At 64.9% G+C, this 23,680-nt stretch carries 23 protein-coding genes; 9 read left to right on the plus strand and 14 right to left on the minus strand.

Going from position 1 to position 23,680, the window contains the following annotated elements:
• Positions 1–23: 23 nt before the first annotated feature.
• The 4 genes from AC6H0R_RS08085 to ybgC are packed head-to-tail and all read right to left on the minus strand — an operon-like array spanning position 24 to position 2,482.
• Positions 24–938 carry an energy transducer TonB gene (locus tag AC6H0R_RS08085; protein WP_497580850.1) on the minus strand — a complete coding sequence of 305 codons (915 nt, stop codon included), beginning with the start codon at positions 936–938 and terminating at the stop codon, positions 24–26.
• On the minus strand, positions 935–1,342 hold the full coding sequence (locus tag AC6H0R_RS08090; RefSeq protein WP_497580851.1) for an ExbD/TolR family protein: 408 nt from the start codon (positions 1,340–1,342) through the stop codon (positions 935–937). The genes AC6H0R_RS08085 and AC6H0R_RS08090 overlap by 4 nt, the downstream gene beginning before the upstream one ends.
• 19 nt (positions 1,343–1,361) lie before the next feature.
• Entirely contained in the window at positions 1,362–2,036 is a 675-nt protein-coding gene (gene tolQ, locus AC6H0R_RS08095; RefSeq protein ID WP_497580852.1) for a protein TolQ, read from the minus strand.
• The gene (gene ybgC / locus AC6H0R_RS08100) at positions 2,033–2,482 is read right to left on the minus strand and encodes a tol-pal system-associated acyl-CoA thioesterase (RefSeq protein WP_497580853.1); all 450 of its coding nucleotides are present in this window, start codon (positions 2,480–2,482) and stop codon (positions 2,033–2,035) included. Before ybgC ends, tolQ begins: the two co-directional genes overlap by 4 nt.
• Positions 2,483–2,706: 224 nt before the next feature.
• On the opposite strand from ybgC, the gene AC6H0R_RS08105 reads away from it, so the two are divergent.
• The 6 genes from AC6H0R_RS08105 (at position 2,707) to AC6H0R_RS08130 (ending at position 9,391) form a co-directional block, all read left to right on the plus strand.
• Positions 2,707–3,756 (plus strand): STAS domain-containing protein, encoded by a 1,050-nt coding sequence (locus tag AC6H0R_RS08105; protein WP_497580854.1) that lies wholly within the window; start codon positions 2,707–2,709, stop codon positions 3,754–3,756.
• Positions 3,757–3,783: 27 nt separating this feature from the next.
• The gene (gene hslV / locus AC6H0R_RS08110) at positions 3,784–4,323 is read left to right on the plus strand and encodes an ATP-dependent protease subunit HslV (protein WP_497572515.1); all 540 of its coding nucleotides are present in this window, start codon (positions 3,784–3,786) and stop codon (positions 4,321–4,323) included.
• Entirely contained in the window at positions 4,320–5,648 is a 1,329-nt protein-coding gene (hslU, locus tag AC6H0R_RS08115) for an ATP-dependent protease ATPase subunit HslU (protein WP_497580855.1), read from the plus strand. Before hslV ends, hslU begins: the two co-directional genes overlap by 4 nt.
• Positions 5,649–5,659: 11 nt before the next feature.
• Positions 5,660–6,184 (plus strand): acyloxyacyl hydrolase, encoded by a 525-nt coding sequence (locus AC6H0R_RS08120; protein WP_497580856.1) that lies wholly within the window; start codon positions 5,660–5,662, stop codon positions 6,182–6,184.
• An 89-nt stretch (positions 6,185–6,273) separates the two neighbouring features.
• Complete coding sequence (locus tag AC6H0R_RS08125) at positions 6,274–7,149, plus strand: AEC family transporter (protein WP_497580974.1); 876 nt, start codon at positions 6,274–6,276, stop codon at positions 7,147–7,149.
• A gap of 91 nt (positions 7,150–7,240) precedes the next feature.
• Positions 7,241–9,391 (plus strand): AsmA family protein, encoded by a 2,151-nt coding sequence (locus AC6H0R_RS08130; protein ID WP_497580857.1) that lies wholly within the window; start codon positions 7,241–7,243, stop codon positions 9,389–9,391.
• A gap of 61 nt (positions 9,392–9,452) precedes the next feature.
• Here AC6H0R_RS08130 and AC6H0R_RS08135 read toward each other — a convergent pair whose 3' ends face one another.
• The 7 genes from AC6H0R_RS08135 to AC6H0R_RS08165 all read right to left on the minus strand — a co-directional run bounded on the left by AC6H0R_RS08135 (position 9,453) and on the right by AC6H0R_RS08165 (position 16,115).
• Positions 9,453–10,694, minus strand: coding sequence for a nitronate monooxygenase (locus AC6H0R_RS08135; RefSeq protein ID WP_497580858.1), 1,242 nt, complete (start codon positions 10,692–10,694; stop codon positions 9,453–9,455).
• 131 nt (positions 10,695–10,825) lie between these two features.
• Positions 10,826–12,106 carry a sulfate adenylyltransferase subunit CysN gene (gene cysN, locus AC6H0R_RS08140; RefSeq protein ID WP_497580859.1) on the minus strand — a complete coding sequence of 427 codons (1,281 nt, stop codon included), beginning with the start codon at positions 12,104–12,106 and terminating at the stop codon, positions 10,826–10,828.
• A 44-nt stretch (positions 12,107–12,150) separates the two neighbouring features.
• Positions 12,151–13,065, minus strand: coding sequence for a sulfate adenylyltransferase subunit CysD (gene cysD / locus AC6H0R_RS08145; RefSeq protein ID WP_497580860.1), 915 nt, complete (start codon positions 13,063–13,065; stop codon positions 12,151–12,153).
• A gap of 13 nt (positions 13,066–13,078) precedes the next feature.
• Positions 13,079–13,204: a hypothetical protein gene (locus AC6H0R_RS08150; RefSeq protein ID WP_497580861.1), complete on the minus strand. Its 126-nt coding sequence runs from the start codon at positions 13,202–13,204 to the stop codon at positions 13,079–13,081.
• Entirely contained in the window at positions 13,174–13,905 is a 732-nt protein-coding gene (locus tag AC6H0R_RS08155) for a phosphoadenylyl-sulfate reductase (protein ID WP_497580862.1), read from the minus strand. Before AC6H0R_RS08155 ends, AC6H0R_RS08150 begins: the two co-directional genes overlap by 31 nt.
• A 10-nt stretch (positions 13,906–13,915) precedes the next feature.
• The gene (locus AC6H0R_RS08160) at positions 13,916–14,437 is read right to left on the minus strand and encodes a DUF934 domain-containing protein (protein WP_497580863.1); all 522 of its coding nucleotides are present in this window, start codon (positions 14,435–14,437) and stop codon (positions 13,916–13,918) included.
• Complete coding sequence (locus AC6H0R_RS08165; protein WP_497580864.1) at positions 14,430–16,115, minus strand: nitrite/sulfite reductase; 1,686 nt, start codon at positions 16,113–16,115, stop codon at positions 14,430–14,432. Before AC6H0R_RS08165 ends, AC6H0R_RS08160 begins: the two co-directional genes overlap by 8 nt.
• 145 nt (positions 16,116–16,260) lie before the next feature.
• Here AC6H0R_RS08165 and AC6H0R_RS08170 point away from each other — a divergent pair, with 145 nt between their 5' ends.
• Entirely contained in the window at positions 16,261–17,205 is a 945-nt protein-coding gene (locus tag AC6H0R_RS08170) for a CysB family HTH-type transcriptional regulator (RefSeq protein WP_497580865.1), read from the plus strand.
• Here AC6H0R_RS08170 and AC6H0R_RS08175 read toward each other — a convergent pair.
• The 3 genes from AC6H0R_RS08175 to AC6H0R_RS08185 are packed head-to-tail and all read right to left on the minus strand — an operon-like array spanning position 17,193 to position 20,913.
• The gene (locus AC6H0R_RS08175; protein ID WP_497580866.1) at positions 17,193–18,170 is read right to left on the minus strand and encodes an asparaginase; all 978 of its coding nucleotides are present in this window, start codon (positions 18,168–18,170) and stop codon (positions 17,193–17,195) included. The two genes, AC6H0R_RS08170 and AC6H0R_RS08175, sit on opposite strands and share 13 nt — an antisense overlap.
• Positions 18,171–18,174: 4 nt before the next feature.
• A complete protein-coding gene (locus AC6H0R_RS08180) occupies positions 18,175–19,974 on the minus strand; it encodes an ABCB family ABC transporter ATP-binding protein/permease (protein WP_497580867.1) in 1,800 nt (599 codons plus the stop codon).
• 9 nt (positions 19,975–19,983) lie between these two features.
• A complete protein-coding gene (locus AC6H0R_RS08185; protein ID WP_497580868.1) occupies positions 19,984–20,913 on the minus strand; it encodes a LysR family transcriptional regulator in 930 nt (309 codons plus the stop codon).
• A gap of 102 nt (positions 20,914–21,015) precedes the next feature.
• On the opposite strand from AC6H0R_RS08185, the gene AC6H0R_RS08190 reads away from it, so the two are divergent.
• A complete protein-coding gene (locus AC6H0R_RS08190; RefSeq protein ID WP_497580869.1) occupies positions 21,016–21,474 on the plus strand; it encodes a (2Fe-2S)-binding protein in 459 nt (152 codons plus the stop codon).
• Between the two features lie 11 nt (positions 21,475–21,485).
• Positions 21,486–23,678, plus strand: a complete 2,193-nt coding sequence (locus tag AC6H0R_RS08195) for a xanthine dehydrogenase family protein molybdopterin-binding subunit (RefSeq protein ID WP_497580870.1) — start codon at positions 21,486–21,488, stop codon at positions 23,676–23,678.
• The last annotated feature ends 2 nt before the right edge of the window (positions 23,679–23,680 follow it).

A 23,680-nucleotide genomic window follows, 5' to 3' on the forward strand; every position in this document is an offset into this window, starting at 1 on the left:
GTCCTTCGGCCGGAGGCATTCGTTCATTCGAGCAGCGGTTTGAAAGTCAGGTCAAGCTCACGGTCGAACAACGCACGATTGTTCGGCAATGGCAACGGGCTGGCGTTGCGAATGGCCCGTTCGATAGCCGCATCCAGCGCGGGGTTGCCTGAACTGCGCGTCAGTTCGATGGCGGCAACTGAACCATCCGGTCGCTGGATGACCCGGAAGCGCGCCTCGGGGTTCCCGACCAGGTTGGGCGGGATGATGAGCTGGCTGCGCACATGCAGACGGATCATGTTGACGTACTCACCCATCTCGGCGCTCGAGCGTGCGCTGGCCGCCTGCGCGCGGCGCATTTCCTGATCGAGCATGCGCGTCATGTCCGGCATCATCGGCTCGGGTGTCGGCTCCGGTTTGGGCGGAGGCGGCGGTTCCGGCTTGGGCGCGGGCTTCGGGGGCTCCGGTTTGGGTGGCTCGGGCTTGGGCTCGGGCTTGGGCGGAGGCGGTGGTTCGGGCTTCGGCTCCGGTTTGGGCGGCTCGGGTTTCGGCTCAGGCTTCGGCGGAGCTTCGGGTTTCGGTTTTGGGGGCTCGGGCTTTGGCTCCGGTTTGGGCGGAGGCGGCGCCGGCTTCGGCTCTGGTTTGGGAGCAGGTTTCGGCTCGGGCTTTGGCTCCGGTTTGGGCGGAGGCGGTGGTTCCGGCTTGGGTTCGGGTTTCGGCGGCTCGGGCTTCGGTTCTGGCTTCGGTTCGGGCGGGCGTGCGACCGGGGTCGCAGGCCGGCTTTCCGGCTGCGGTGCTCCGATGAGGTCTACTTCCAGCGCGGGCGGCGGCTTGAGCTCCCAGCTCACGCCAATGAACAGGAACACGGCGAGGGCTGCGTGTACGACGATCGCCAGGATCATCGACCACAGCTTGTCAGCCGTGGCCGCAGTCGCGGAGGGCGGCCGCTCGTCGATCATCGTCCGTTGCCGAACTGGGTTTGCAGACTGGCCTTGGCGAAGCCGATGGTACGCAGGGTGTCGAGTGTCGTGATGACCCGGTCGTACTCGATCTTCTTTTCGGCCGCCACGATGATGGGCTGGTCGGGGTTGGCGGCATGCATTTCTGTCAGCACGCGCTGTAGCTGGCTGGCTCCCATCTTCTCGAATTGCACGCTGGGGCTGCGTTGCAATTCCAGGCCCTCACGCGTGACCCGAACCGTAGCCGCTTCCGGCGGCGGGGTGGATACATTGGAGGCATTCGGCACATCGATCGAGCCGGTCTGGATCATTGGTGCGGTGACCATGAAGATCACGAGCAGGACCAGCATCACGTCGATATACGGCACGACGTTGATCTGGTTCATGAGACGACGCTGGCGCATGCGCTACTCCTTGTCCGGCTTAGCGCAGATGGCGTTGAAGGATGTTCGAGAACTCTTCCATGAAACTCTCGAAGCGGATGCCGATGCGGTCGATATCGTGCGTGAAGCGGTTGTACGCGACAACGGCCGGGATGGCAGCGAACAGGCCGATGGCCGTGGCCACCAGCGCTTCGGCAATGCCCGGAGCAACGAGCGACAGGGATGCCGAACTGACGTTGGCCAGGCCGCGGAAGGCGTTCATGATGCCCCACACCGTGCCGAGCAGGCCGATGTACGGCGCAACGGAGCCGACCGAGGCGAGGAAGGCCAGGTGGGCTTCGAGGTCGTCCATCTCACGTTGCTGCGTTGCACGCATGGCGCGACGTGAGCCGTCGAGAATGGCTGCGTGATCGTGGCTCTTGGCGCGCAGTTTGGTGAACTCGCGGTATCCGGCCTCGAAGATGCGTTCCATCCCGGCTGTGCCATTTCGTGCTGAAGAGGCCTGCTGGAACAGCGAGTTGAGGTCGCCCCCGCTCCAGAAGTCACGCTCAAACCGTGCTGTGCGCGAGCGCATGGCTCGGATCTGGAACCATTTGCGGAAAATCCAGTACCAGGACATGACCGACAGCAGGGCCAGCAGCGCCATGACAAGCTGGACGAGCAGGCTCGCCTCGCCGATCAGATACAGGATGGAGAGGTTCTCGTTAGGGTTCATTTTGAATTGGCTGTATCAGGCAACAGGGCGCGTAGCGCCGCGGGAATGGCAATGGGGCGGCCGCGTAGGGTGTCTAGGCTGGCCACAGAGATGCGGGAGTCAAACAGAAGTTCCTCTCCGCGCAACACGCTTTGGGCAAATTCGATGCTTGCACGTCCGATATCGGAGACTTGTGTGGCGATGGTCAGCATGTCATCGAGCCGAGCGGGGGCCAGATATCGCGCCTCGACCGAGCGCACGACAAATGCCACATTGTGTGTGCTCAGCATGTCATGTTGCTCGAAGCCCAGTTCGCGCAACCATTCGGTTCGCGCGCGCTCACAGAAACGCAGATAGTTTGCGTAGTAAACGACGCCGGCCGCATCGGTGTCCTCGTAATAGACCCGGGCAGAAATGGTGGTTGAGCCGTCCCCGGGGACGGGTTGCAGCCTGACTCTGGTGCGCATTTACACATTCTATCCGGGGGAGCCCCGGTCGTGTGTGTGTGCAATGCACAATCCGTTTCCAAGGGTAACCGTTGGCCCTGGCGGCCTCCCTTTTTATGGGTGAGGTGCTATTCTTTGGCACTTTTTTACAAAACGCGTGTTCATTTACGACAGAATCAGGCGTGGCAGTCAATCCAAAGCGAAAATCCCCCAGTCCTTCGATCGATTCGGAGCCGCCATCCAGCATGCTGGATGAGGATCTGTTGTCGCTGAATGAATGTGCAGGGCTGGTTGAAGTCCAGGAAGTCAGTACCGGCATCGGCTCCGTGTGTGAAGAAGTCGCGGTCCTGTACGCCAACGGCAATGTCCGGGAGGCGGAGGCCCTGCTGGATGCCCTGCTGCGTGATGAGACGCATGCCGGCAACGAGTGGCCGTGGACGATGTTGCTCGATCTTTACCGGCTGACGGGTCAGCGTGAGCGCTTTGAGGCGCGCGTGATCGAGTACGCCACGCGTTTCGAACGTTCTCCCCCGCCCTGGAAGGATATGTCCGCTGCGGCTGCCCCGAAGGCGCGAGCGTCCGGCGCCACGGCGGTCAACCTGAGTGGCAATCTGGCTGCCGGTGTTTCCCGCCAGCTTGCCCCGTATCTCGTGATCGGCCAGCGCAATGGCGCGGTGCGTCTTGATCTGCAGACGGTGCGTGGAGCCGACGACGAAGGGTGTCAGGAGGTGCTCGAGGCGATTGCGCAGATGCGCAGGGAGCGCGTCAAGGTCTCGCTGGGCAATGTCGGCAAGCTGGCCGATGCGCTCGCCGGGCGGGTCGTGGTGGGGACACCTGATCAACAGCCGGCGTGGCGCTTGTTGCTCGAACTGCTGCAGCACGCAGGGGATCAGGATCGTTTCGAGCAGTACGCCCTCGATTACGCGATCACCTTTGAAGAGTCTCCGCCCTCCTGGGCGCCGGTGGCGGCGGTCGCGGAAGTGGCTCCGCAGGCGGAAGCCGTGGTCAGCGCGCCGGCTGCGGATACGGTGAGCTTCGAGGGTGAAGTCATTGGCGGCGGTAGTGGCGTGTTCGGGCGTCTTGTCGAGCTTTCCGAGAAACGCACCGATCTTGCCATTGACTGTACGCGTTTGCGGCGCATGGACTTTGTCAGCGCCGGTACCTTGTTCAACGTGTTGTCGACCTTGCAGGCCAAGGGGCGGCACGTAACCTTGCGCAACGTCAATGCCATGGTGCTGGCGCTGTTGCATGTCATGGGCGTCGGTCAGGTCGCCAAGATCATTCCGCGCTCTTGAGCGCATCCGGATTATTCAAGGCAGTACATGGAGCAATATCACGGCACGACCATCCTGTCCGTGCGGCGCGGGCGCCACGTTGCGCTCGGCGGCGACGGGCAGGTCACTCTGGGCAATATCGTCATCAAGGCCAGCGCCCGCAAGGTGCGTGCGATCTACGATGGTCGCATTCTCGTAGGCTTTGCAGGCGGTACGGCCGATGCTTTTACGCTGGTCGAGCGCTTCGAGGCCAAGTTGGAGAAGCATCAGGGCAATCTGCTGCGCAGCGCGGTGGAGCTGGCCAAGGACTGGCGTACCGATCGCATGCTGCGCCGGCTGGAAGCCATGCTGGCCGTTGCCGATGCCGAGCATTCTCTGGTGATCACGGGCAATGGCGACGTGCTTGAACCTGAGCAGGGGATTGTTGCCATCGGCAGTGGCGGCGCCTATGCCCAGGCGGCAGCGCGGGCATTGCTCGAAAACACTGAGTTGCCTCCCGACGAGATCGTGCGCCGTGCGCTGTCGATTGCCGGTGATCTGTGTATCTATACCAACCACAACCACGTCGTGGAGGAACTCAAGCCATGACATGGATGACGCCTCCAGAGATCGTTTCCGAACTCGACAAGCACATCGTCGGGCAGGACAAGGCCAAGCGCGCTGTGGCCATTGCGCTGCGCAACCGCTGGCGCCGGGCTCAAGTGGACGAGCCGCTGCGCGGCGAGATCACGCCCAAGAACATCCTGATGATCGGGCCGACCGGCGTGGGCAAGACCGAGATTGCGCGCCGCCTGGCGCGGCTCGCCAACGCCCCGTTCATCAAGGTCGAAGCCACCAAGTTCACCGAAGTCGGCTATGTCGGCCGTGATGTCGAGACCATCATTCGTGACCTGGTGGAGATCGCCATCAAGGATGCGCGCGAAACGGCGATGCGCCAGGTGCGCGCACGTGCCGAAGATGCCGCCGAAGATCGCGTGCTCGACGCGCTGCTGCCGCCGGCGCGGCCGACCGGTTATGCCGATACGGAACCGGCCGACTCGTCCACCCGCCAGAAATTTCGCAAGAAGTTGCGCGAGGGCGAGCTGAACGACAAGGAAATCGAGATCGATGTCGCGCAGATGCCGATGAGCGCCGAGATCTTCGCGCCGCCCGGCATGGAAGATCTCACCCAGCAGATCCAGGGGATGTTCCAGAACCTCGGGCAGGGGCGAACCAAGTCGCGCAAGATGAAGATCGCCGAAGCGCTCAAGGTGCTGACGGACGAGGAGGCTGCACGCCTGATCAACGATGAAGAGGTCAAGGCTGCGGCCCTGCGTGCCGTCGAGCAGGACGGCATCGTCTTCCTGGACGAGATCGACAAGGTCGCAACACGTTCCGACGTCGGTGGCGCCGATGTTTCCCGTCAGGGCGTACAGCGCGATCTGTTGCCCCTGGTTGAGGGCACAACGGTGTCGACCAAGTACGGCATGGTGCGCACCGATCACATCCTGTTCATCGCCAGCGGGGCTTTCCACCTGGCCAAGCCCAGCGATCTGATTCCCGAGTTGCAGGGGCGTTTCCCGATTCGAGTGGAGCTCGAAAATCTGTCGGTCGAGGATTTCGAGTGCATCCTGACCCAGACCGACGCCTGCCTGACCCGCCAGTACGAAGCCTTGCTGGCCACCGAAGGCGTCAAAGTGTCGTTTTCTGACGACGGAATTCGCCGGCTCGCCGAGATTGCCTTCCAGGTCAACGAGAAGACCGAAAACATCGGTGCTCGCCGGCTATACACTGTGCTCGAACGGCTGCTTGAAGAAGTGTCGTTCGAGGCTGGCAAGCCGGGGTTTTCGGAAGTCATCGTCGATGCTCCGTACGTCGATGCCCGTCTCGACGTCTTCGCGCAGCGCGAAGATCTCGCACGTTACGTGCTCTGACGGAGAAAATCATGCGTACCGCCCTTGCCGCCTGTGCTGCTGCCTGCCTGTTTGCCGTGTCGCCTGTTCAGGCCGAGGATACGGCGGTCGAGCTGCATTACGGGGAGATGAGCTCCACCACCTTTCGTGGCGTCAGCCTGCGTTTCGGCGAAATGTGGGCAAGCGAGTCCGACAACTGGAAAATGACTTTGCAGCCCGTGCTCCAGGGCGGGCGCTTCCGTTACACAGGTGACCGCGCGGAGCACGAGAGCGTCAGCTACGGCGGTGTCGCCATCGGCTTCCGTATTGCCCGCAAGGCCTCAAGCTTCCGCCCGTATTTCGAGGCCGGTTTTGGCGGCACGTACTTTGGCCAGACCACGCTCGGCCCCCGAACCATCTCCACGCGCTTCCAGTTCACCGAGTGGCTTGGCCTGGGGCTGGAGTTCGGCGATCACGTCACGCTCGGCTGGCGCGTCTCACACTACTCCAACGCGGGCATCAAGAAGCCCAACGATGGCGTGGACATGCAGCAGATCGTTTTGGGTGTGAAATTCTGACCCCTGCGGGTCTAGCCTGAGGAGGCCGGCGTGTGCCGGCCTCTTGCGTTTTCAGGGTGCTCGTCGCCCGAAGTGAGCTGAGCATGGACATCGCCGTCCGCATCGTCGAAATCCTCTTTCCGCTGTTCTCCATCGCGACACTGGGTTATTTCGTCGGGCGGCGCATGAAGCCCGATCTGTCGCAGGCCAACAAGCTCAACATGGATGTATTCGTGCCAGCGCTGGTGTTCGCGGCGCTGGCCAACCGCGAGTTCGAGATTGGTGGTTTCGTACCCCTGGGTATCGCCACCCTGGTCATCGTCATCGGCTCCGGCTTGGCAGCCTGGTTGCTTGCACGCCTGCTGAAGATGGATTTGCGCACCCTGGTGCCGCCGATCATGTTCAACAACTGCGGCAACCTCGGACTGCCGCTGGCCGTGCTGGCCTTCGGTGACGTGGCGCTGGCGCCAGCGGTAGTCATGTTCATGATCTCCAACCTGCTGCACTTTTCCTACGGCGCCTGGCTGCTCGATCGCCGCATCCGCATCTGGACGGTGTGGCGCGTGCCTTCGGTGCTGGCCACCTTTGCCGGTTTGGCGGTGGCGATAGCTGGTATCGAGCTGTGGTCTCCCCTGCTGACCTCCATCCGCATGCTCGGCGAGATCTCGATTCCGCTGATGCTGTTTGCGCTGGGGGTACGGCTGGCCGATTCCACCATCGAGTCCGTCGGGTTTGGCGTGCTGGTGGCTGCAGTGCGCCCGATCATCGGCGTGGCGCTGGCTTTCGTCGTGATGCTGTTCATCGACCTGCCGCCACAGGAGCGCGCGCTGCTCATCGTGTTCGGTGCCTTGCCGCCGGCGGTGCTCAATTACATTTTTGCCGAACGTTACGGGCAGGAGCCGGCCACCGTTGCCTCGATGGTGCTGGTGGGCAACCTTGCTGCGCTCATCACCTTGCCGCTGGCGCTTGCCGTGGCGCTGCCCTGACGCCCCGCAAAGCCGCACCGACGTTGCATCCGGCGGCAGTGGGTGCTCTACTTGAGGCAATGTCCCGACTGCTTCGGGCGAGGAGGCCGCAATGAAGACCGCAGTCCGCATCATCGCCATCATTCTAGGGGTCGTTGTCGTGCTGTTTGGCGCGCTCGCGGCCTATCTGACGTTTGTCTTCGATCCTAACGACTATCGTGATCGCATCGCCGAGGAGGCGGAGAAGGCCACCGGTCGCAAGCTCGCCATCGACGGCGACATCGGCTTGTCGGTGTTCCCGTGGATCGGCGTCGAAATTGCCCAGGTCAGCCTCGGCAACGCGCCGGGCTTCGGCGATGCGCCGTTTGCCAGTGTGGGTGAAGTGCAGGTGCGCGCGCGGCTGATGCCGCTGCTGCGCAAGGAGGTCGAGGTCGACCGCATCGTGCTGCGCGATCTCAAACTGGATCTGGTCGTCAACGAACAGGGCAAGAGCAACTGGGAAGATCTCGCGGGCGCCGGCGGAGAGAAAGAGGCCCCTGCCAGCACGGGTTCTCCGGCGGCCGACGGCGGCGCGGCGGTGGCCGGGCTGGTAGTTTCCGGCGTTCAGATCGAGTCGGCGCGCGTGTCCTATGCCGACCGTCAGGCCAAGGCCGAATACGTCATCGACAACCTTGATCTCAAGACCGGCGAGGTCAGCCCCGGTAAACGTTTCCCGCTGGAACTCGGTTTCGATGTGGCGGTGAGCGAGCCTGAGGTGGCGGGGCGTGTGGATATCGCCGGCAAAGTGCTGTTCGATCTGGCGGGTCCATCCGCCGATATCGAAGGCTTTACGCTGCGTTTCAACGGCACCGGAGCGGGCCTGCCCGGCGGCAAGGCCGAACTGCTGCTGGCCAGCAATCTGGCGGTGGACATGGCGAGCGGTACCGCCAGCATCGACGGCATGGAATTCACTGGCTATGGCGTCAAGGCGCTGGGTAGTTTCGCCGCGAAGAACCTCACCTCTGCGCCCGCCGTCAGCGGCATGCTGGAGGTGCCCGCGTTCGATCCGGGGCCAACCATAAGCGCATTGGGCATCGAGGCGCCGAAAGTGTCTGATCCGGCGGTGCTCAAGCGCGTGAGCCTGAAGACCAGCCTCGAGGCCACCACGACCTCGGCTGCGTTGCGCGAGCTGGTCGCGGTGCTCGATGACAGCAACCTTACCGGTGAAGTCCGCGTGACCGATTTTGCCAAGCAGGCACTGCGCTTCGATCTGGCACTGGACGGCATCAATGTCGACCGCTATCTGCCGCCTTCCGATCCGGCCAAGCCGGCGGCAGGGGGTGGCGGCAAAAAGGATGCTTCGGCTGATTCCGAGCAGATTGTCGATCCGGCCATGCTGCGCGGGCTCGACATCATCGGCAAGCTGCGCGTCGGCAAGCTGGTGGCCAGTGGCATGACTGTGACCGATATCAGCATCGACGTGAACGCGCAGAACGGCGTGGTGCGCGTGTCGCCGCTGTCGGCAGCGCTGTACGAAGGCCGCTACGCCGGCAACATCACGCTGGATGGTCGCGGCCAGGCGCTGGCGGTGTCGCTCGACGAGTCGCTCAAGGGCGTACAGGTTGGTCCGCTGTTGCGTGATCTTTCCGGCGCAGAAGAACGTCTGACCGGCAACACCAATCTCACCGCCAAGTTGCAGCTGCGCGGCAATGACATCAACGCCATGAAGCGCACCCTCGGGGGCGATGTGTCCTTCAGTTTTCTGAACGGGGCCGTGAAAGGCATCAACATTGCCCAGTATCTGCGCCAGGCACAGGCCCGCATGACCGGCAAGTCGGCGCCCGAGACCAATGAGCCCAACCAGACGGACTTCTCGCAGCTGACCGGAACCGTGCAGATTGCCAACGGGGTGGCGCGCAACGAGGATCTGGATGTGCGCTCACCCTTGCTGCGCGTCGGCGGCAAGGGCAGCGCCAACATCCCCGAGGAGACCATCGACTACACGGTTCGTGCCAGTGTGGTGGCGAGTTTGTCCGGGCAGGGCGGTGACGGCATGGAGAGTCTCAAGGGCGTGACCGTGCCGATCAAGGTCTCGGGTACGTTCTCCAGCCCGTCCTTCGGGCTCGATCTGCAGAATCTGATGAGCGACGCCGTCAAGCAGCAGGCGCAGGAGAAGCTCAAGGGCGCAGTGCAGGAGAAGCTTTCGCCGGAACTGAAGGAGAAAGCAGGGGAAAGCCTGAAGGAGAACCTGCAGAAAGGACTGGGCGGCTTCCTCAACCGTTGAAGAGCGCTGTATAAAAAAAGCCCGCCTTCCGGCGGGCTTTTTTTGGCTTCGCTTGCCCGGTTCAGGGCATCGCGATGCGGTTGTCGGTGCTGAACTGGTAGTCCTTGAACACATGCTCGGCGGTGAGCAGCTGGTACTTGCCGTCCTCGCCGCGCACGCTGGTGTCCTTCAGGCGATAGGTGTAGTGACCACAGGTCCAGCAGTCGAAGTTGCGCATGTGGGTGCACAGACAGGTCTTGTCCATGACCTTGAGCTTCTTCTCGTCCGGGTGCAGCGCGACTTCACGGTTGTAGGCGTCGATGTACGAGCAGCCCCCGTTGGCGTCGAGCAGATAACCGTAGGCTTCGCAGTTCGGGCGGATGCCGGCGCCGATGGCCGGGCTGCTCGTGAGCATGCGCATCGGATAGCCGGTCGGGGAGACCTGATTGACCTCGATCTCCTCTTCCTGCGCGTCAAAATAGTGCTGCTTGACGTCGTCCGGCAGGCCGCATTCGTGGGTCACCGTGAAGCGTGTGGCAACCTGCACGGCCGCGGCGCCGTTCTCGATATGCGCTACCGCGTCGGAGCCGGTGAAGACACCGCCGGCGGCGATCAGCGGGATGTCGAGCTGCTCGGCCTGCATCCAGTCACGGATCTCGGCGACGATGGCAAACAGGTCGTATTTCTCCCAGTCCATGCCGAAGCCAAGGTGGCCACCCGCCAGCGGGCCTTCGACCACGATGTAGTCGGGCATGCGGTTGGTGCGGGCGGATTTCTTCAGGAACAGCTGCAGGGCGCGCAGCGACGACACGATGATGCCGAGCTTGGCGTCGCGAAAGCGCGGGTGATCCTCGATCAGTGCGAACGAACCCAGATGCAGGCCGGCCGCCAGCGTGATGCCGTCAATGCCGGCATCCAGCGCCGAGCGCAGGCGCACGCGCAGCGTGTCCTTGGGCCCGTTCATCGTCAGCTTTTCCATGCAGTTGATAAACACCAGGCCGTCGCCCTGCTTGCGCTCCATGGTGCGGCGCACGTGCGTTTCGGTGGCTTCTGCCAGCACGGCAAGGTCGAACTGGACGGCTGACTTGTCCATGTTGGCGACGTTGAATTTGTACAGCTTCTGTTTGTCGCGCACGTACTTGGTGTCGTAACGGCGGTCGCTGACGGTCGGGACCATCGCATCCGAAATGTGGCCGATGCCACCGAGGCGGGCGGCAACCAGCGACAGGTCGGAAGTCGAGATGTCCACGCCCATGCCGCCGATCATGATCGGCACGAATTCGCGGTTGCCCAGTTTCAGGCGGTAATCATCAAGGCGCTTCATGTTCCGTCTTTCTTGTAGGTCGGCCGTCGCCAAACTGTCTCCGGGGGCGGGCCGTGGTGTCCTTGCTTGCGCAGTGAACGCGAGCGGGGGGCCTTCCGGCCCCCCGCGATTATCGCACCGGTCACGCCATATCAGCGAATCATTCCGGCCCCGACCGTGTTGTTGGTGCTCTCGTCGATCAGGATGAAGGCGCCGGTGGCGCGATTATCAGCGTAGGCATCGGTGAATACCGGCTGCGCAAGCTTGAGCGTCAGCCTGGCGATGTCGTTCATCTCGAGCGCGTTCGCCTCGACGTTGTCGAGCGTGTTCAGATCCAGCCGGTAGTCGATCTTGGCGACTTTGGCCTTGGCCTCGCGCGTGGTGTGGCGCAGCAGGTAGGTGCGGGCCGGCGACAGCGCTTGCTCGGACAGCCAGCAGATGTCTGCCTCGATCTGCTTCACGACCTGCGGCTGCTCGCTGCTCTTGACGATCATGTCGCCGCGCGAGATGTCGATCTCGTCTTCCAGCAGCAGCGTCACCGACTGCTCGTGGATGGCCAGCGGCTGACGCACGCCACCGATCTCGATGGCCTTGACGTGGCTGCTGCGCCCGGACGGCAGCACCGTTACCGCGTCACCGACCGCGATCTGGCCCGATTCGACGCGGCCCATGAAACCGCGGTAGTCATGCAGCGCCGCGTTGGCCGAGTCCTGCGGGCGGCACACATACTGCACCGGAAAGCGGAAATCCTCCGGTTCTTCGGTGTGGGCGGTCGGCGTGGCTTCGAGCACCTGCAGCAGGGTCGGGCCGTCGTACCAGTCGAGCTGGTCGCCGCGATCCACCACCATGTCGCCGTTGAGCGCCGACATCGGGATGAAGCGTACGTCGGGAATGCCCAGCTTGCGTGCGAAGGCCAGGTATTCGGCGCGGATCTGCTCGAAGGTCTCGCGGTCGTAGCCGACCAGATCCATCTTGTTCACCGCTACCACCAGATGCGGAATGTTCACCAGGTGCGCCAGATACGAGTGGCGACGCGTCTGCGTCTGCACGCCCTTGCGTGCATCGACCAGGATGATGGCCAGATGCGCGGTCGAGGCGGCGGTGACCATATTGCGCGTGTACTGCTCGTGGCCCGGAGCGTCGGCGATGATGTATTTGCGCGTGCCGGTCGAGAAGTAGCGGTAGGCCACGTCGATGGTGATGCCCTGCTCGCGCTCGGCCTGCAGACCGTCGGTGAGCAGCGACAGGTCGACGGCATTCATGCCGCGTCGGGCCGAGGTCTTTTCGATGGCGCTGAGCGTGTCGACGAGGATGGTCTTGGTGTCGAACAGCAGGCGGCCGATCAGCGTGCTCTTGCCGTCATCGACGCTGCCGCAGGTCAGAAAGCGCAGCAGGCCGGTGTCGATGCCGGGGAGGTTTTCATTGGCGGACATGTTCATGATTCCTTCGGTATTCGGTGAGTGCTCGGGCGCGCGTTTCAGAAGTAGCCTTCTTTCTTGCGCTGCTCCATCGAGGCTTCGGAAGTCTGGTCGTCCATGCGCGTGGCGCCGCGCTCGGTGATCGTTGTCGTGGCCGTTTCCAGCAGGATCTTGGCGACGCTGTCAGCGTCGGACTGGACCGGCGCCGTGCAGGTCACGTCGCCGACTGTGCGGTAGCGCACCAGCATGTCCTCGACCTTGTCGCCCGGCTGGGCCGGCGTCAGTTCGGTGATCGGGTAGAGCAGGTCACCCTTGCGCACCACCGGGCGAACGTGGGCGAAGTAGATCGACGGCAGTTCGAGGTTTTCACGCTCGATGTACTGCCACACGTCCAGCTCGGTCCAGTTGCTGATCGGAAAGGCGCGGATGTTTTCGCCCTTGTGCGAACGCGCATTGAACAGGTTCCACAGCTCGGGGCGCTGGTTCTTCGGGTCCCACTGACCGAACTCGTCGCGGAAGCTCATGATGCGTTCCTTGGCGCGGGCCTTTTCCTCGTCGCGCCGCGCGCCGCCGATGCACGCGTCGAAGCCGAACTCCTCGATGGCTTCGAGCAGCGTAACCGACTGGTGCTTGTTGCGCGATTCGGTGGGGCTCTTCAGCACCACCGTGCCGCGCGCCATGGAGTCTTCCACCGAACGCACGATCAGCCGCTCGCCCAGCTCGGCGGCACGGCGGTCACGGAACTCGATCACTTCGCGGTAGTTGTGACCGGTGTCGATGTGCAGCAGCGGGAACGGGAAGCGGCCCGGGCGGAAGGCCTTTTCGGCCAGGCGCAAGAGGCAGATCGAATCCTTGCCGCCGGAGAACAGCAGCGCCGGATTGGCGCACTGGCCTGCGACTTCACGCAGGATGTGGATGGCTTCGGCTTCCAGCCAGTCGAGGTGGCTGAGGGTCTGTTTGGTCAGGGTGGACATCGGTTCGTCTTCTTCAGCGTTTCGGGTGGCTGCGCAGCGCACGCAGGGCGGCGCGCAGTCCGGCTTTCAGTGCGGCCAGTCGGCCGCGCGGGGCTTCGCTCTTCAGCTTCAGGCCTTCTTCAGTACGTGCAGTCCGCATTCCTTGCTCTCCGGGTTCTCCCACCACCAGCGGCCGGCGCGGACGTCCTCGCCAATCGCCACCGGCCGGGTACAGGGTGCGCAGCCGATGCTCGGGTAGAACTTGTCGTGCAAAGCGTTGTACGGCACCTCGTTGAGGCGGATGTAGGCCCACACTTCCTTCTCGGTCCAGTCGGCGAGCGGGTTGAACTTCTCCAGCCCGTTGTCGGCGTCGAAGAGCTGCACCGGCAGCTCGGCGCGGGTCGCGGACTGCTGGGCGCGCATGCCGGTGATCCAGGCCTTCTTGCCCTTGAGCGCGCGCTGCAGCGGCTCGACCTTGCGGGCGTGGCAGCAGGCCTTGCGCGCTTCGACCGAGTCGTAGAAGCCGTTGATGCCGTTCTCGCGCGTGAAGGCCTCGACGTTCTCGTGCTGCGGGTAGTACAGCGTGAGTTTGAGGCCGTAGTGCTGCTGCACGCGGGCCATCAGGTCGTAGGTTTCAGCCGGCAGGCGGCCGGTGTCGAGCGAGAAGTTGTCGATGGCCAGCCCGCCCTTGGCGATCAGGTCGGTCAGCACCATGTCTTCGGCGCCGAGGCTGTTGGCCAGTCCGACCGGAGTGAAGTCGCGCGCGATGCGGGCCAGCAGCTCAGCCGCGGCGGCGGCTTTGGCCGAGACCGATTCGCGCAGAGCGGTATCGGCCAGATTCGGGTTCATGTTCGGATGCATGGCGGGCTCCTCAGGCGGCGCGGGCGACGCGGCGGAACAGCGGCTCGGGGTCTTTCACCGAGGCCTGATAGGGCTGGCTGAAGTCGGTGAGGCTGGCCACGGCGGCTTCGAGCTGTGCGTCGGTGTAGCGACCCTCGGCCGGCTGCAATGCGTTGATGCCGCAGCGCGTGTAGAGATTGAACTGGTCGCGCAGCACGTCGCCGATGGCACGCACCTCGCCGGTGTAGCCGTAACGCGAGCGCAGCAGCACGGCGATGGAGCTGCCGCGGCCGTCGGTGAAGGCCGGGAAATGTACGCCGACCACCGACAGGCTGGCCAGATCGTCGGCCAGAACGGCCGGGTCCTGGTCGCCGGCCAGCCACACGCCGACGTCGCGGCCGGCGAGATCCTCACGGCGAGCCTGCCATACGGCCAGCGGCACCAGCAGCGCGCCTTGCGGTAGCGCGACGGTTTCGGGCGTGTCGCCCTCGGCGAGGGTGACGACGATGCGCGCGTCGTCCTCGACGCGGCCGTTGCGGATGAGCTTAGCCATTGACGACCTTCCTCTGCGCCTCGCGGGCGCCATATACGTTGGCCTTGAACGGCTCGATGCCGATGCGGCGGGCGGTGGCGATGAAGCGCTCGTCCTCGTCGAGGCGCTCGGCCAGATAGGTGTCGATCAGCTTCGTGACCACGTCAGGCATGTCGGCTGCGGCAAACGACGGGCCGATGACTTTGCCAAGCGAGGTGTCGTTGCCCTGGCTGCCGCCGACCGTGACCTGGTACCACTCTTCGCCGTTCTTATCGACGCCGAGCACGCCGATGTGGCCGACGTGGTGGTGGCCACAGGCGTTCATGCAGCCCGAGATGTTGATCTCGATGTCACCGATGTCGTACAGGTAGTCGAGATCGTCGAAGCGCGCCTGGATGGCGTTGGCGATCGGGATCGACTTGGCGTTGGCCAGACCGCAGAAGTCACCGCCGGGGCAGGCGATGATGTCGGTCAGCAGGCCGATGTTGGGGCTGGCCAAGCCGGCGTCGCGCGCCTCGCTCCACAGCGAGAAGAGGTCCGACTGGCGTACGTCGGCAAGCACCAGGTTCTGCTCGTGCGTCACGCGCAGTTCGCCGAAGCTGTAGCGGTCGGCCCAGTCGGCGGCGTGATCCATCTGCTCGGCAGTGATGTCGCCCGGCGCCACGTCCTTGTGCTTGGTCGATAGTGACACGATGGCGTAACCCGGCTGCTTGTGGGCGCGCACGTTGCGCTTGGCCCAGGCGGCAAAGGCCTTGTTCTCGCCCAGCAGCGCCTGGTAGCCGGCGTCGTCGGCCGGCAGCGCCTCGTAGGCCGGATCGACGAAGTGCGCGGCGACGCGGGCCACTTCGGCTGCGGTCAGCGTCAGCGGGCCATCCTTGAAGTGCGCCCACTCGGCTTCGACCTGCTCGCGGAAAGCCTCCACGCCCATGGCCTTGACCAGGATCTTGATGCGCGCCTTGTACTTGTTGTCGCGGCGGCCGAAGCGGTTGTAGACCCGCAGGATGGCCTCGCAGTAGCTGATGATGTGCTGCCACGGCACGAAGGCGGCAATCTCTTCGCCGATGATCGGCGTGCGGCCCAGACCGCCGCCGACCAGCACGCGGAAGCCCACGTTGCCGGCCTCGTCACGCTTCACGTCGAGCCCGATGTCGTGTGCCTGGATCACCGCGCGGTCGTGCTCGGCGCCGTTGACCGCGAACTTGAACTTGCGCGGCAGGAAGGCGAACTCGGGGTGGAAAGTGCTCCACTGGCGCAGCACCTCGCACCACGGACGCGGGTCGACCAGCTCGTCGCCGGCCACACCGGCGAAGGGGTCGGAGGTGATGTTGCGGATGCAGTTGCCCGAGGTCTGGATGGCATGCATCTCGACCGTCGCCAGCTGGGCGAGGATCTCCGGCACGTCCTTGATCTCCGGCCAGTTGAACTGCATGTTCTGGCGCGTCGTGAAGTGGCCGTAGCCGCGGTCGTAGGTGCGCGCAACGTGCGCGAGCATGCGCAGCTGGCGGCTGGCGAGCAGGCCGTAGGGGATGGCGACGCGCAGCATCGGCGCGTAGCGCTGGGTGTACAGGCCGTTCTGCAGACGCAGCGGGCGGTACTCGTCCTCGGACAGCTCGCCGGCCAGATAGCGTTGCGTCTGGTCGCGGAACTGCGCGACGCGCTCGTCTACCAGCCGTTGGTCGTATTCGTCGTATTGATACATCCGTCTTCTCCGTGGGCGGTTGTCGGTCCATTGCCGACAGTCCTGCGCGATGGGAACGGATGTTAACGTGCCTCCTTAGTGACAAGAAGGGTGCATGCGTTAAACTGAAATAACTCTTGGTTATTAAGTCGATTCGCAGGCCATCATGAATCTCCAGCAACTGCGTTACGTATTTGAAGTCGCGCGCTGCGGCCTCAACGTCTCGGAAGCCGCTGAGGCGCTATTTACTTCCCAGCCCGGCGTTTCCAAGCAGATCCGCCAGTTCGAGTCCGAACTGGGCATCGACATCTTCGTGCGTCACGGCAAGCGGCTGGTGGGTGTGACCGAGCCGGGCAAACACATTCTGGAAATCGCCGAACGCATGTTGCGCGACGTCGACAACCTCAAACAAGTCGGCGACGAGTTCTCCAACGAATCCGAGGGCAGCCTGTCCATCGCCACCACCCACACCCAGGCGCGCTACGCGCTGCCGGCCGTGGTGCGAGCCTTCCTGGAACGTTACCCGCGCGTGAAGCTGTCGCTGCATCAGGGCAACCCGCGGCAGGTTTCCGAGATGGTGCTCAACGGCGAAGCCGATGTGGCGATTGCCACCGAGCTCATTCCCGATGAAGCGGATCTGGTGACGCTGCCCTGCCAGCAGTGGAACCGCTGCATCGTCGCCGTGCCGCGCCACCCCATCCTGCAGGAAAAGCCGCTGACGCTGGAGGCCATCGCGCGCTACCCGCTGATCACCTACGACGACGCCTTTACCGGCCGCAGCAAGGTCAACAAGGCCTTCCTCGGACGCGGCCTCAAACCCAATGTGGTGCTGACCGCGCTCGATTCGGACGTGATCAAGACCTACGTGGCGATGGATCTGGGTATCGGCATTCTTGCCCGCATGGCCTTTGATGCGGCCGAAGACCGCAAGCTCGGTATGGCGGACGCCTCGCACCTGTTCGAGTCCAGCACCACGCGCCTGGGCCTGCGCCGCAACGCCTTCCTGCGCGGCTACGTGTATGCCTTCATCGAACTGCTCGCGCCGCACTTGTCGCGGCGCATGGTGGATGCGGCGCTGACCGGCGCCGGGGTCGACGACTACGAGCTGTGATCGGTCAGTGCGACGCGGCTGAAGGCTGCCGTGTCGCCCGCCGCCAGCGCGAGGGCCAGCGCTACGCGAGTCTGCGCCGAAGTCAGGCGGCCGGCAGCCAGCGTGCCGAGTTCCACATCCAGCCGTCGGTGGGCCACAAAGCCGCTGCCGCAGCGCGTGGCGCGCACGACCGGCACGCCGTTCTGCGTGAGTGCGCGAACGGCATCGCGCCAGGCGTCCGGCACGCTGCCGTTGCCCGGCAGTGCCAGCACGACGCCCTTTGCCCCCATGCCCTGCGCAGCCTCCAGCCAGTCCGGTGAGGTGCCGGCCGCGACCTGAATGATTTCCACGCGCGGCAGATCGGCGTCCGGCCACGGCAGCAGTTCGGCACGCGGCGCGGGCGGGCGAAAGAAACGCACGTCGGGCCGCGTCGAGCCCACCGGACCGTCCAGCGCGGCAAAGGCCTCCACGCTTGTGGCGTGCGCCTTGCGCAGCCCGCGTGCCGGCAGGATGTGTTCGGCAAAGGCCACCAGCGTGCCGCGCCCGTGCGCGGCCGGATCGATCGCCACGCGCACCGCGTCGAGCAGGTTGGACGGACCGTCGGTGGACACCGCGTCGGCCGGGCGCATAGCACCGGTGAGAACTACCGGCTTGGCGGCCGGTAGCAGAAGTTCGAGGAACAACGCGGTTTCTTCCAGCGTGTCGGTGCCGTGCGTGACGACCAGCCCGGCCACGTCCGCCCGCGCAATCAGGTGGCGCGCAGCTTGCGCAATTTTCAGCCAGTGATCGGGCGTCATGTTCTTGCTGTCGAGCGCCATACACGGCTCGACCACGATGTCGGCGCGCTCACGCAAGCCCGGTACGGCGGCGAGCAGTGCCTCGCCGGCAATGGTGCCGGCGGTGTAGCTGTCCGGGCCGGAAGCGGCGTCCGCCGCGCCGGCGATGGTGCCGCCGGTGGTCAGCAGGGCAATCTTCGGCAGTGGCATGGCGTCACTCCTCCTGGGCTTCCTGTTGCTGCAGCGTCCACATCCGCGCGTAGTCGCCGCCCTTGGCCAGCAGTTGTGCGTGACGGCCGCGCTCCACGATACGACCCTGATCGAGCACGATGATTTCATCGGCGTCCATCACCGTCGACAGCCGGTGCGCGATGACGAGCGCCGTGCGGCCGCTGGCGGCGCGCTCGATCTGCGCCTGGATGGCTTTCTCGGTCTTGGAGTCGAGCGCCGAGGTGGCCTCGTCGAAGATCAGGATGGCCGGGTTCTTCAGCAGTGCGCGGGCAATCGCCACACGCTGCTTCTCGCCGCCCGAGAGCTTGAGCCCGCGCTCGCCGACTCGTGTGTCGTAACCTGCCGGCAGGCGCGTGACGAAATCGGTGAGCTGCGCGGCGCGCGCAGCGGCCTCGACCTCTTCACGCGTGGCGTCCGGGCGGCCGTACTGGATGTTGTAGAACAGCGTGTCGTTGAACAGCACGGTGTCCTGCGGGACGATGCCGATGGCGCTGCGCAGGCTGTGCTGCGTGAGTGCGCGCAGGTCGTGGCCGTTGATGCGGATGGCGCCACTGTTTACGTCGTAGAAGCGGTACAGCAGTCGCGCCAGCGTCGACTTGCCGGAGCCGGAATGGCCGACGATGGCCACCGTGTGACCGGCCGGCACCTCGAAATCCACATCCATCAGGATCTGCCGGTTCGGGTCGTAGGCGAAGCCGACATTCTCGAAGCGCACGCCCGCCGGGCCGGGCTCCAGCGCGATGGCGTCCGGCGCATCCGCAATCTCGCGGTTCTGGTGCATCAGGCCGAACATGCGTTCGATGTCGGTTAGCGCCTGACGCAGCTCGCGGTAGATCACGCCGAGGAAGTTGAGCGGGATGTAGAGCTGGATCAGGAAAGCATTGACCAGCACGATGTCGCCGATGGTCATCTCGCCGCTGGCCACACGGGCCGCGGCCTGCCACATCATGATCGTCACGCCGGTGGCGACGATGGCTGCCTGCCCCATGTTGAGGAAGGACAGCGAGTACTGGTTCTTGAGCTGGGCGCGCGTCCAGTGGTCGATCTGCTCGTCGTAGCGACGCGCCTCGTAGTCCTCGTTGTTGAAGTACTTCACCGTCTCGAAGTTGAGCAGGCTGTCGATGGCGCGCGCGTTGGCGGCCGAGTCCAGCTCGTTGGCGTGGCGCCGCAGCGCCGTGCGCCAGTTGGTGACCACCACCGTGAATACGATGTACAGCGTCAGTGTGACGGCCGTGACGATGGCGAATACGGCGTCGTACTGCAGCAGCAGGATGCCGATCACCAGCCCGATTTCGACCAGCGTTGGCAGGATGGAATACAGCGTGTAGCTGATCAGCGAGTTGATCGAACGCGTGCCGCGTTCGATGTCACGCGTCAGCCCGCCGGTCTGGCGCTCAAGGTGGAAGCGCAGCGAGAGCGCGTGCAGATGGCGGAATACCTGCAGCGAGATGCGCCGCACCGCCTGCTGCGTGACCCGCGCAAAGACGATCTCGCGCAGTTCGGTGAGCAGAGAGTTGGAAAAGCGCAGCACGCCGTAGGCCAGCAGCAGCGCCGCCGGCACCACGATGAAGGCCTGCTCGCGCGTGATCGTCAGCGCGTCGATGACGCCCTTGAAGATCAACGGCACCGCCACGTTGGCGCCCTTGGCCGCAATCAGACAGGCCAGCGCAAACACCACCCGCCCCTTGTAGGCCCACAGATAGGGAATCAGGCTCTTCAGCGTCTGCCAGTCACGGCGCTCAGTGGGTTCGGGGCCGGGCAGGGTGGTGGCGTGTTGTCTCATGAGCAGATTCTACTGGCTGCGCGCGGGGTCGTTGGCCTCGCGGAAGTGGTCGATGAACACGCGCAGTCGCCGTGGCATCTGCTCACGGCTCGGGAAGTACAGGTGGAACGGCGAAAGTTCGCGGGCGTAGTCGTCGAGCACCGACACCAGGCGCCCGGTGCGAAGGTCGTCGCGCACCATCGACTCCAGGGTCTGTGCGATCAGCACGCCACTGCGCAGCAGCTCGCGTTCGGCGCTCAGGTCGTTGCATATGAAGCGGCCTCGCACCGGCACGTCGATCGGCTCGCCGTCACGGTGCAGGGTCCAGCCGGCGAGCCGGTTGCTCGACGCGTAGCGGTAGTCTGAACAGATGTGGCCGGCGAGGTCTTCGGGCGCACGCGGTTGCGGGTGACGTTCGAAATAGGCCGGCGCGCCGACCACGATGAGGCGCTGCGGCGGGCCGATCGGTACCGCCACCATGTCGGCCTCGATGCTGGAGACGATGCGCATGCCGAAGTCGAAGCCGCTTGCGACGATGTCGGTGAGCAGATTGTCGAGCGAGAACTCCACGTCGATGCGCGGATAGCGTTCCGCGAAGCGCTCCAGATGCGGCACAAACAGCTCCTCGAACGCGCAGATCGGCAGCGTGATGCGCACCGTGCCGCCCGGCTCGTCACCGCCGGTGTCGAGCGTGTCGAGTGCGTCGGCGAAGGACGCCAAGCCCTCGCGGACCCGTTCGAGGATCTGCGCCCCCTCCTCGGTGAGCCCAACGCGGCGTGTGGTCCGCTGCAGCAGTCGCACCCCGAGGCGGTCTTCGAGCCCGCGCAGGGTCTGCGACAGCGACGAGGCCGACACGGCCAGTTCGGCCGCTGCGCGGCTGAAACTCGCGTGGCGCGCGATGCACTCGAAGGCCGCGAGTGCGGGCAGCATCTGCGGCTGGATTCTGAAGTTACGCTTCATGACTCTTCAACCATTGGGCTGTTTATCTGAACAAACGACAAACCTAAGCTTTCCGCGAGTCGGCCGCAAGGCCTTCGAACGATCACTTCGGGAGACGCGGAAATGACCTCATTCATGCTGAACGGCCGCCCGGCCGGAACCGGGCTGCCCGCCGACACGCCCCTGCTGTGGGTGCTGCGCGACGGGCTGGAACTCACCGGGACCAAGTTCGGTTGCGGTATGGCGATGTGCGGCGCCTGTACCGTGCATGTGGATGGTCAGCCGCTGCGTTCGTGCGTGACGCCGGTGTCGGCAGTTGCGGGCAAGGCGGTGACCACCATCGAGGGCGTTGCTGCGGTGCGAGCAGGCGCCGCGGTGCAGGCGGCCTGGCAGAAGCTCGACGTGGTGCAGTGCGGTTATTGCCAGTCCGGCCAGATCATGTCCGCGACCGCATTGCTGGCGGCCAACCCCCAGCCGAGCGACGCCGACATCGACGCGGCCATGGGCGGAAACCTGTGCCGTTGCGCCACCTATGTGCGCATCCGCGCGGCGATCCACGAAGCCGCCGCAGCGCTGGCGTGAGGAGAGTGACCATGACCACGCATATCGAAAACGTCTCGCGTCGCAGTTTCCTGAAGAGTGGTGCCGGCCTTACGCTCGCGCTCGCACTGCCGTTCGGCGGCGCCGCGCGTGCGCTGGCCGCCTCCGGTGCAGCGACTGCCTCCTTTGAGCCGAATGCCTTCGTGCGCATCGGTACGGACGACACCGTCACCGTCATCGCCAAGCACCTTGAGATGGGACAGGGTACGCATACAGGCCTGGCGACGCTGCTCGCCGAGGAGCTCGATGCAGCCTGGGCACAGGTGGTTGTCGAGGGGGCGCCGGCGGATGCGGCACGCTACAACAACCTGTTCTGGGGGCCGGCCCAGGGGACCGGCGGCAGCAACGCGATCGCCAACTCCTTCGAGCAGATGCGCCGCGCCGGCGCGACCGCGCGTGCAATGCTGGTGCAGGCCGCCGCGCACGAGTGGCGGGTGCCGGCCGGCGAGATCACGGTGCGTGACGGCGTCGTTACGCATGCGAAGAGCGGCCGCAGCGCGCGCTTTGGCGAACTGGCCGAAGCAGCTTCCAGTCAGCCACTGCCGATCGATGTGCGTCTGAAGGATCCCGCGGAGTTCCGTCTGATCGGCACGCGTGTGCCGCGCAAGGACAGCGTCGCCAAGACCACCGGTACGGCCCGCTTCACGCAGGACGTGAAGTTGCCCGGCATGCTGGTGGCGGTGGTGGCCCACCCGCCGCGCTTCGGCGCGACGGTGCGCAGTGTCGACGACCGGGAGGCGCGGGCAGTGGCCGGCGTCGACGATGTCGTGCGCATTCCGAACGGGGTCGCCGTGCTTGCCCGCGACTACTGGAGTGCCAGGACCGGCCGCGACCGGCTTCAGATTGAGTGGGACGAATCGCGCGCGTGGCGCGGTAGCACCGAGGCGATAGTGGCCGACTACCGCGAGCGCGTGCGTCAGCCGGGTCTTTCGGCGCGGGCCGAGGGTGACGCCGCCGCCGCGCTGGCGCAGGGCGGTCGGATGATCGAGGCGGAATTCGTCATGCCCTACCTCGCACACGCTGCGATGGAGCCGATGAACTGCGTGATCCGCCTTGATGCCGACGGCGCCGAGGTGTGGAACGGCGAGCAGTTCCAGACCGTCGATCAGGCGGCGCTGGCGGCGCTGTTCGGCCTCAAGCCCGAGCAGGTGCGCTTGAACATGCTGTTCGCCGGAGGCAGCTTCGGTCGGCGTGCGAACCCGAAGTCCGACTTCGTGCTTGAGGCCGCGCACATCGTGAAAGCCATCAACGGCCGTGCGCCGGTCAAGCTGGTCTGGTCGCGCGAGGACGACATGCGTGCCGGCTACTACCGCCCGCTGTTCGTGCATCGCATCGAGGCCGCGCTCGACGCCGACGGCCGTCCGTCGGCCTGGCGGCATCGACTCGTCGGGCAGTCGATCCTGCTCGGTTCGCCCTTCGAGACGGATGCCGTGAAGAGCGGTCTCGACCACACTTCGGTCGAGGGCGCTGGCAATCTGCCCTACGCGATCCCCAATCTCGCGGTCGAGTTGCACACCACCAACGACGCGGTCGGCGTGCCGGTACAGTGGTGGCGCTCGGTCGGCTCGACCCACACGGCGTTCTCGACCGAGGTCTTCCTCGACGAACTTGCCGTCGCGGCCGGTGCCGATCCGGTCACCTACCGGCTTGCGCTGCTTGACAAGCATCCGCGCCACGCCGCGGTGCTGCGGCTGGCAGCCGACAAGGCCGGCTGGGACCGGCCGCTTGCTGACGGCGAGCGTGGCAAGCGCGGACGCGGCGTGGCCGTGCATGAGAGCTTCAACAGCTACGTTGCGCACGTGATTGAGGTCACAGTTGCCGACGACGGCCGCTTTACGGTCGATCGCATCGTGTGCGCGGTCGATTGCGGCATCGCGGTGAACCCGGATGTGGTGCGGGCGCAGATGGAGGGCGGATCGCTGTTTGCCCTGAGCGCTGCGCTGCGCGAACGGATCATGATCGAGGACGGGCAGGTTCAGCCGTCGAACTTTCACGACTATCAGCCGTTGCGCATCAATGAAGCGCCGCCGGTCGAGGTGCACATCATGCCTTCGGCCGAGGCGCCGACCGGGGTTGGCGAGCCAGGTGTGCCCCCGGTAGCGCCGGCATTGGTCAATGCCCTGTACGCGGCGAGCGGCCGACGCCTCCGCAGCCTGCCGATCGGCGAACAGTTGCAGGCGGGCTGAGG

The organism is Pseudazoarcus sp. NS36 (assembly GCF_059703705.1).

Coding starts and splice junctions, on each gene's coding strand:
- ybgC (WP_497580853.1), bottom strand. CDS start 2,482: ATGCGCACCAGAGTCAGGCTGCAACCCGTCCCCGGGGACGGCTCAACC.
- hslU (WP_497580855.1), top strand. CDS start 4,320: ATGACATGGATGACGCCTCCAGAGATCGTTTCCGAACTCGACAAGCAC.
- AC6H0R_RS08105 (WP_497580854.1), top strand. CDS start 2,707: ATGCTGGATGAGGATCTGTTGTCGCTGAATGAATGTGCAGGGCTGGTT.
- AC6H0R_RS08155 (WP_497580862.1), bottom strand. CDS start 13,905: ATGCATCCGAACATGAACCCGAATCTGGCCGATACCGCTCTGCGCGAA.
- AC6H0R_RS08180 (WP_497580867.1), bottom strand. CDS start 19,974: ATGAGACAACACGCCACCACCCTGCCCGGCCCCGAACCCACTGAGCGC.
- AC6H0R_RS08175 (WP_497580866.1), bottom strand. CDS start 18,170: ATGCCACTGCCGAAGATTGCCCTGCTGACCACCGGCGGCACCATCGCC.
- cysN (WP_497580859.1), bottom strand. CDS start 12,106: ATGTCCGCCAATGAAAACCTCCCCGGCATCGACACCGGCCTGCTGCGC.
- AC6H0R_RS08190 (WP_497580869.1), top strand. CDS start 21,016: ATGACCTCATTCATGCTGAACGGCCGCCCGGCCGGAACCGGGCTGCCC.
- cysD (WP_497580860.1), bottom strand. CDS start 13,065: ATGTCCACCCTGACCAAACAGACCCTCAGCCACCTCGACTGGCTGGAA.
- AC6H0R_RS08185 (WP_497580868.1), bottom strand. CDS start 20,913: ATGAAGCGTAACTTCAGAATCCAGCCGCAGATGCTGCCCGCACTCGCG.
- AC6H0R_RS08120 (WP_497580856.1), top strand. CDS start 5,660: ATGCGTACCGCCCTTGCCGCCTGTGCTGCTGCCTGCCTGTTTGCCGTG.
- AC6H0R_RS08130 (WP_497580857.1), top strand. CDS start 7,241: ATGAAGACCGCAGTCCGCATCATCGCCATCATTCTAGGGGTCGTTGTC.
- AC6H0R_RS08160 (WP_497580863.1), bottom strand. CDS start 14,437: ATGGCTAAGCTCATCCGCAACGGCCGCGTCGAGGACGACGCGCGCATC.
- AC6H0R_RS08150 (WP_497580861.1), bottom strand. CDS start 13,204: ATGCGGACTGCACGTACTGAAGAAGGCCTGAAGCTGAAGAGCGAAGCC.
- AC6H0R_RS08165 (WP_497580864.1), bottom strand. CDS start 16,115: ATGTATCAATACGACGAATACGACCAACGGCTGGTAGACGAGCGCGTC.
- AC6H0R_RS08195 (WP_497580870.1), top strand. CDS start 21,486: ATGACCACGCATATCGAAAACGTCTCGCGTCGCAGTTTCCTGAAGAGT.
- AC6H0R_RS08090 (WP_497580851.1), bottom strand. CDS start 1,342: ATGCGCCAGCGTCGTCTCATGAACCAGATCAACGTCGTGCCGTATATC.
- AC6H0R_RS08085 (WP_497580850.1), bottom strand. CDS start 938: ATGATCGACGAGCGGCCGCCCTCCGCGACTGCGGCCACGGCTGACAAG.
- tolQ (WP_497580852.1), bottom strand. CDS start 2,036: ATGAACCCTAACGAGAACCTCTCCATCCTGTATCTGATCGGCGAGGCG.
- hslV (WP_497572515.1), top strand. CDS start 3,784: ATGGAGCAATATCACGGCACGACCATCCTGTCCGTGCGGCGCGGGCGC.
- AC6H0R_RS08135 (WP_497580858.1), bottom strand. CDS start 10,694: ATGAAGCGCCTTGATGATTACCGCCTGAAACTGGGCAACCGCGAATTC.
- AC6H0R_RS08170 (WP_497580865.1), top strand. CDS start 16,261: ATGAATCTCCAGCAACTGCGTTACGTATTTGAAGTCGCGCGCTGCGGC.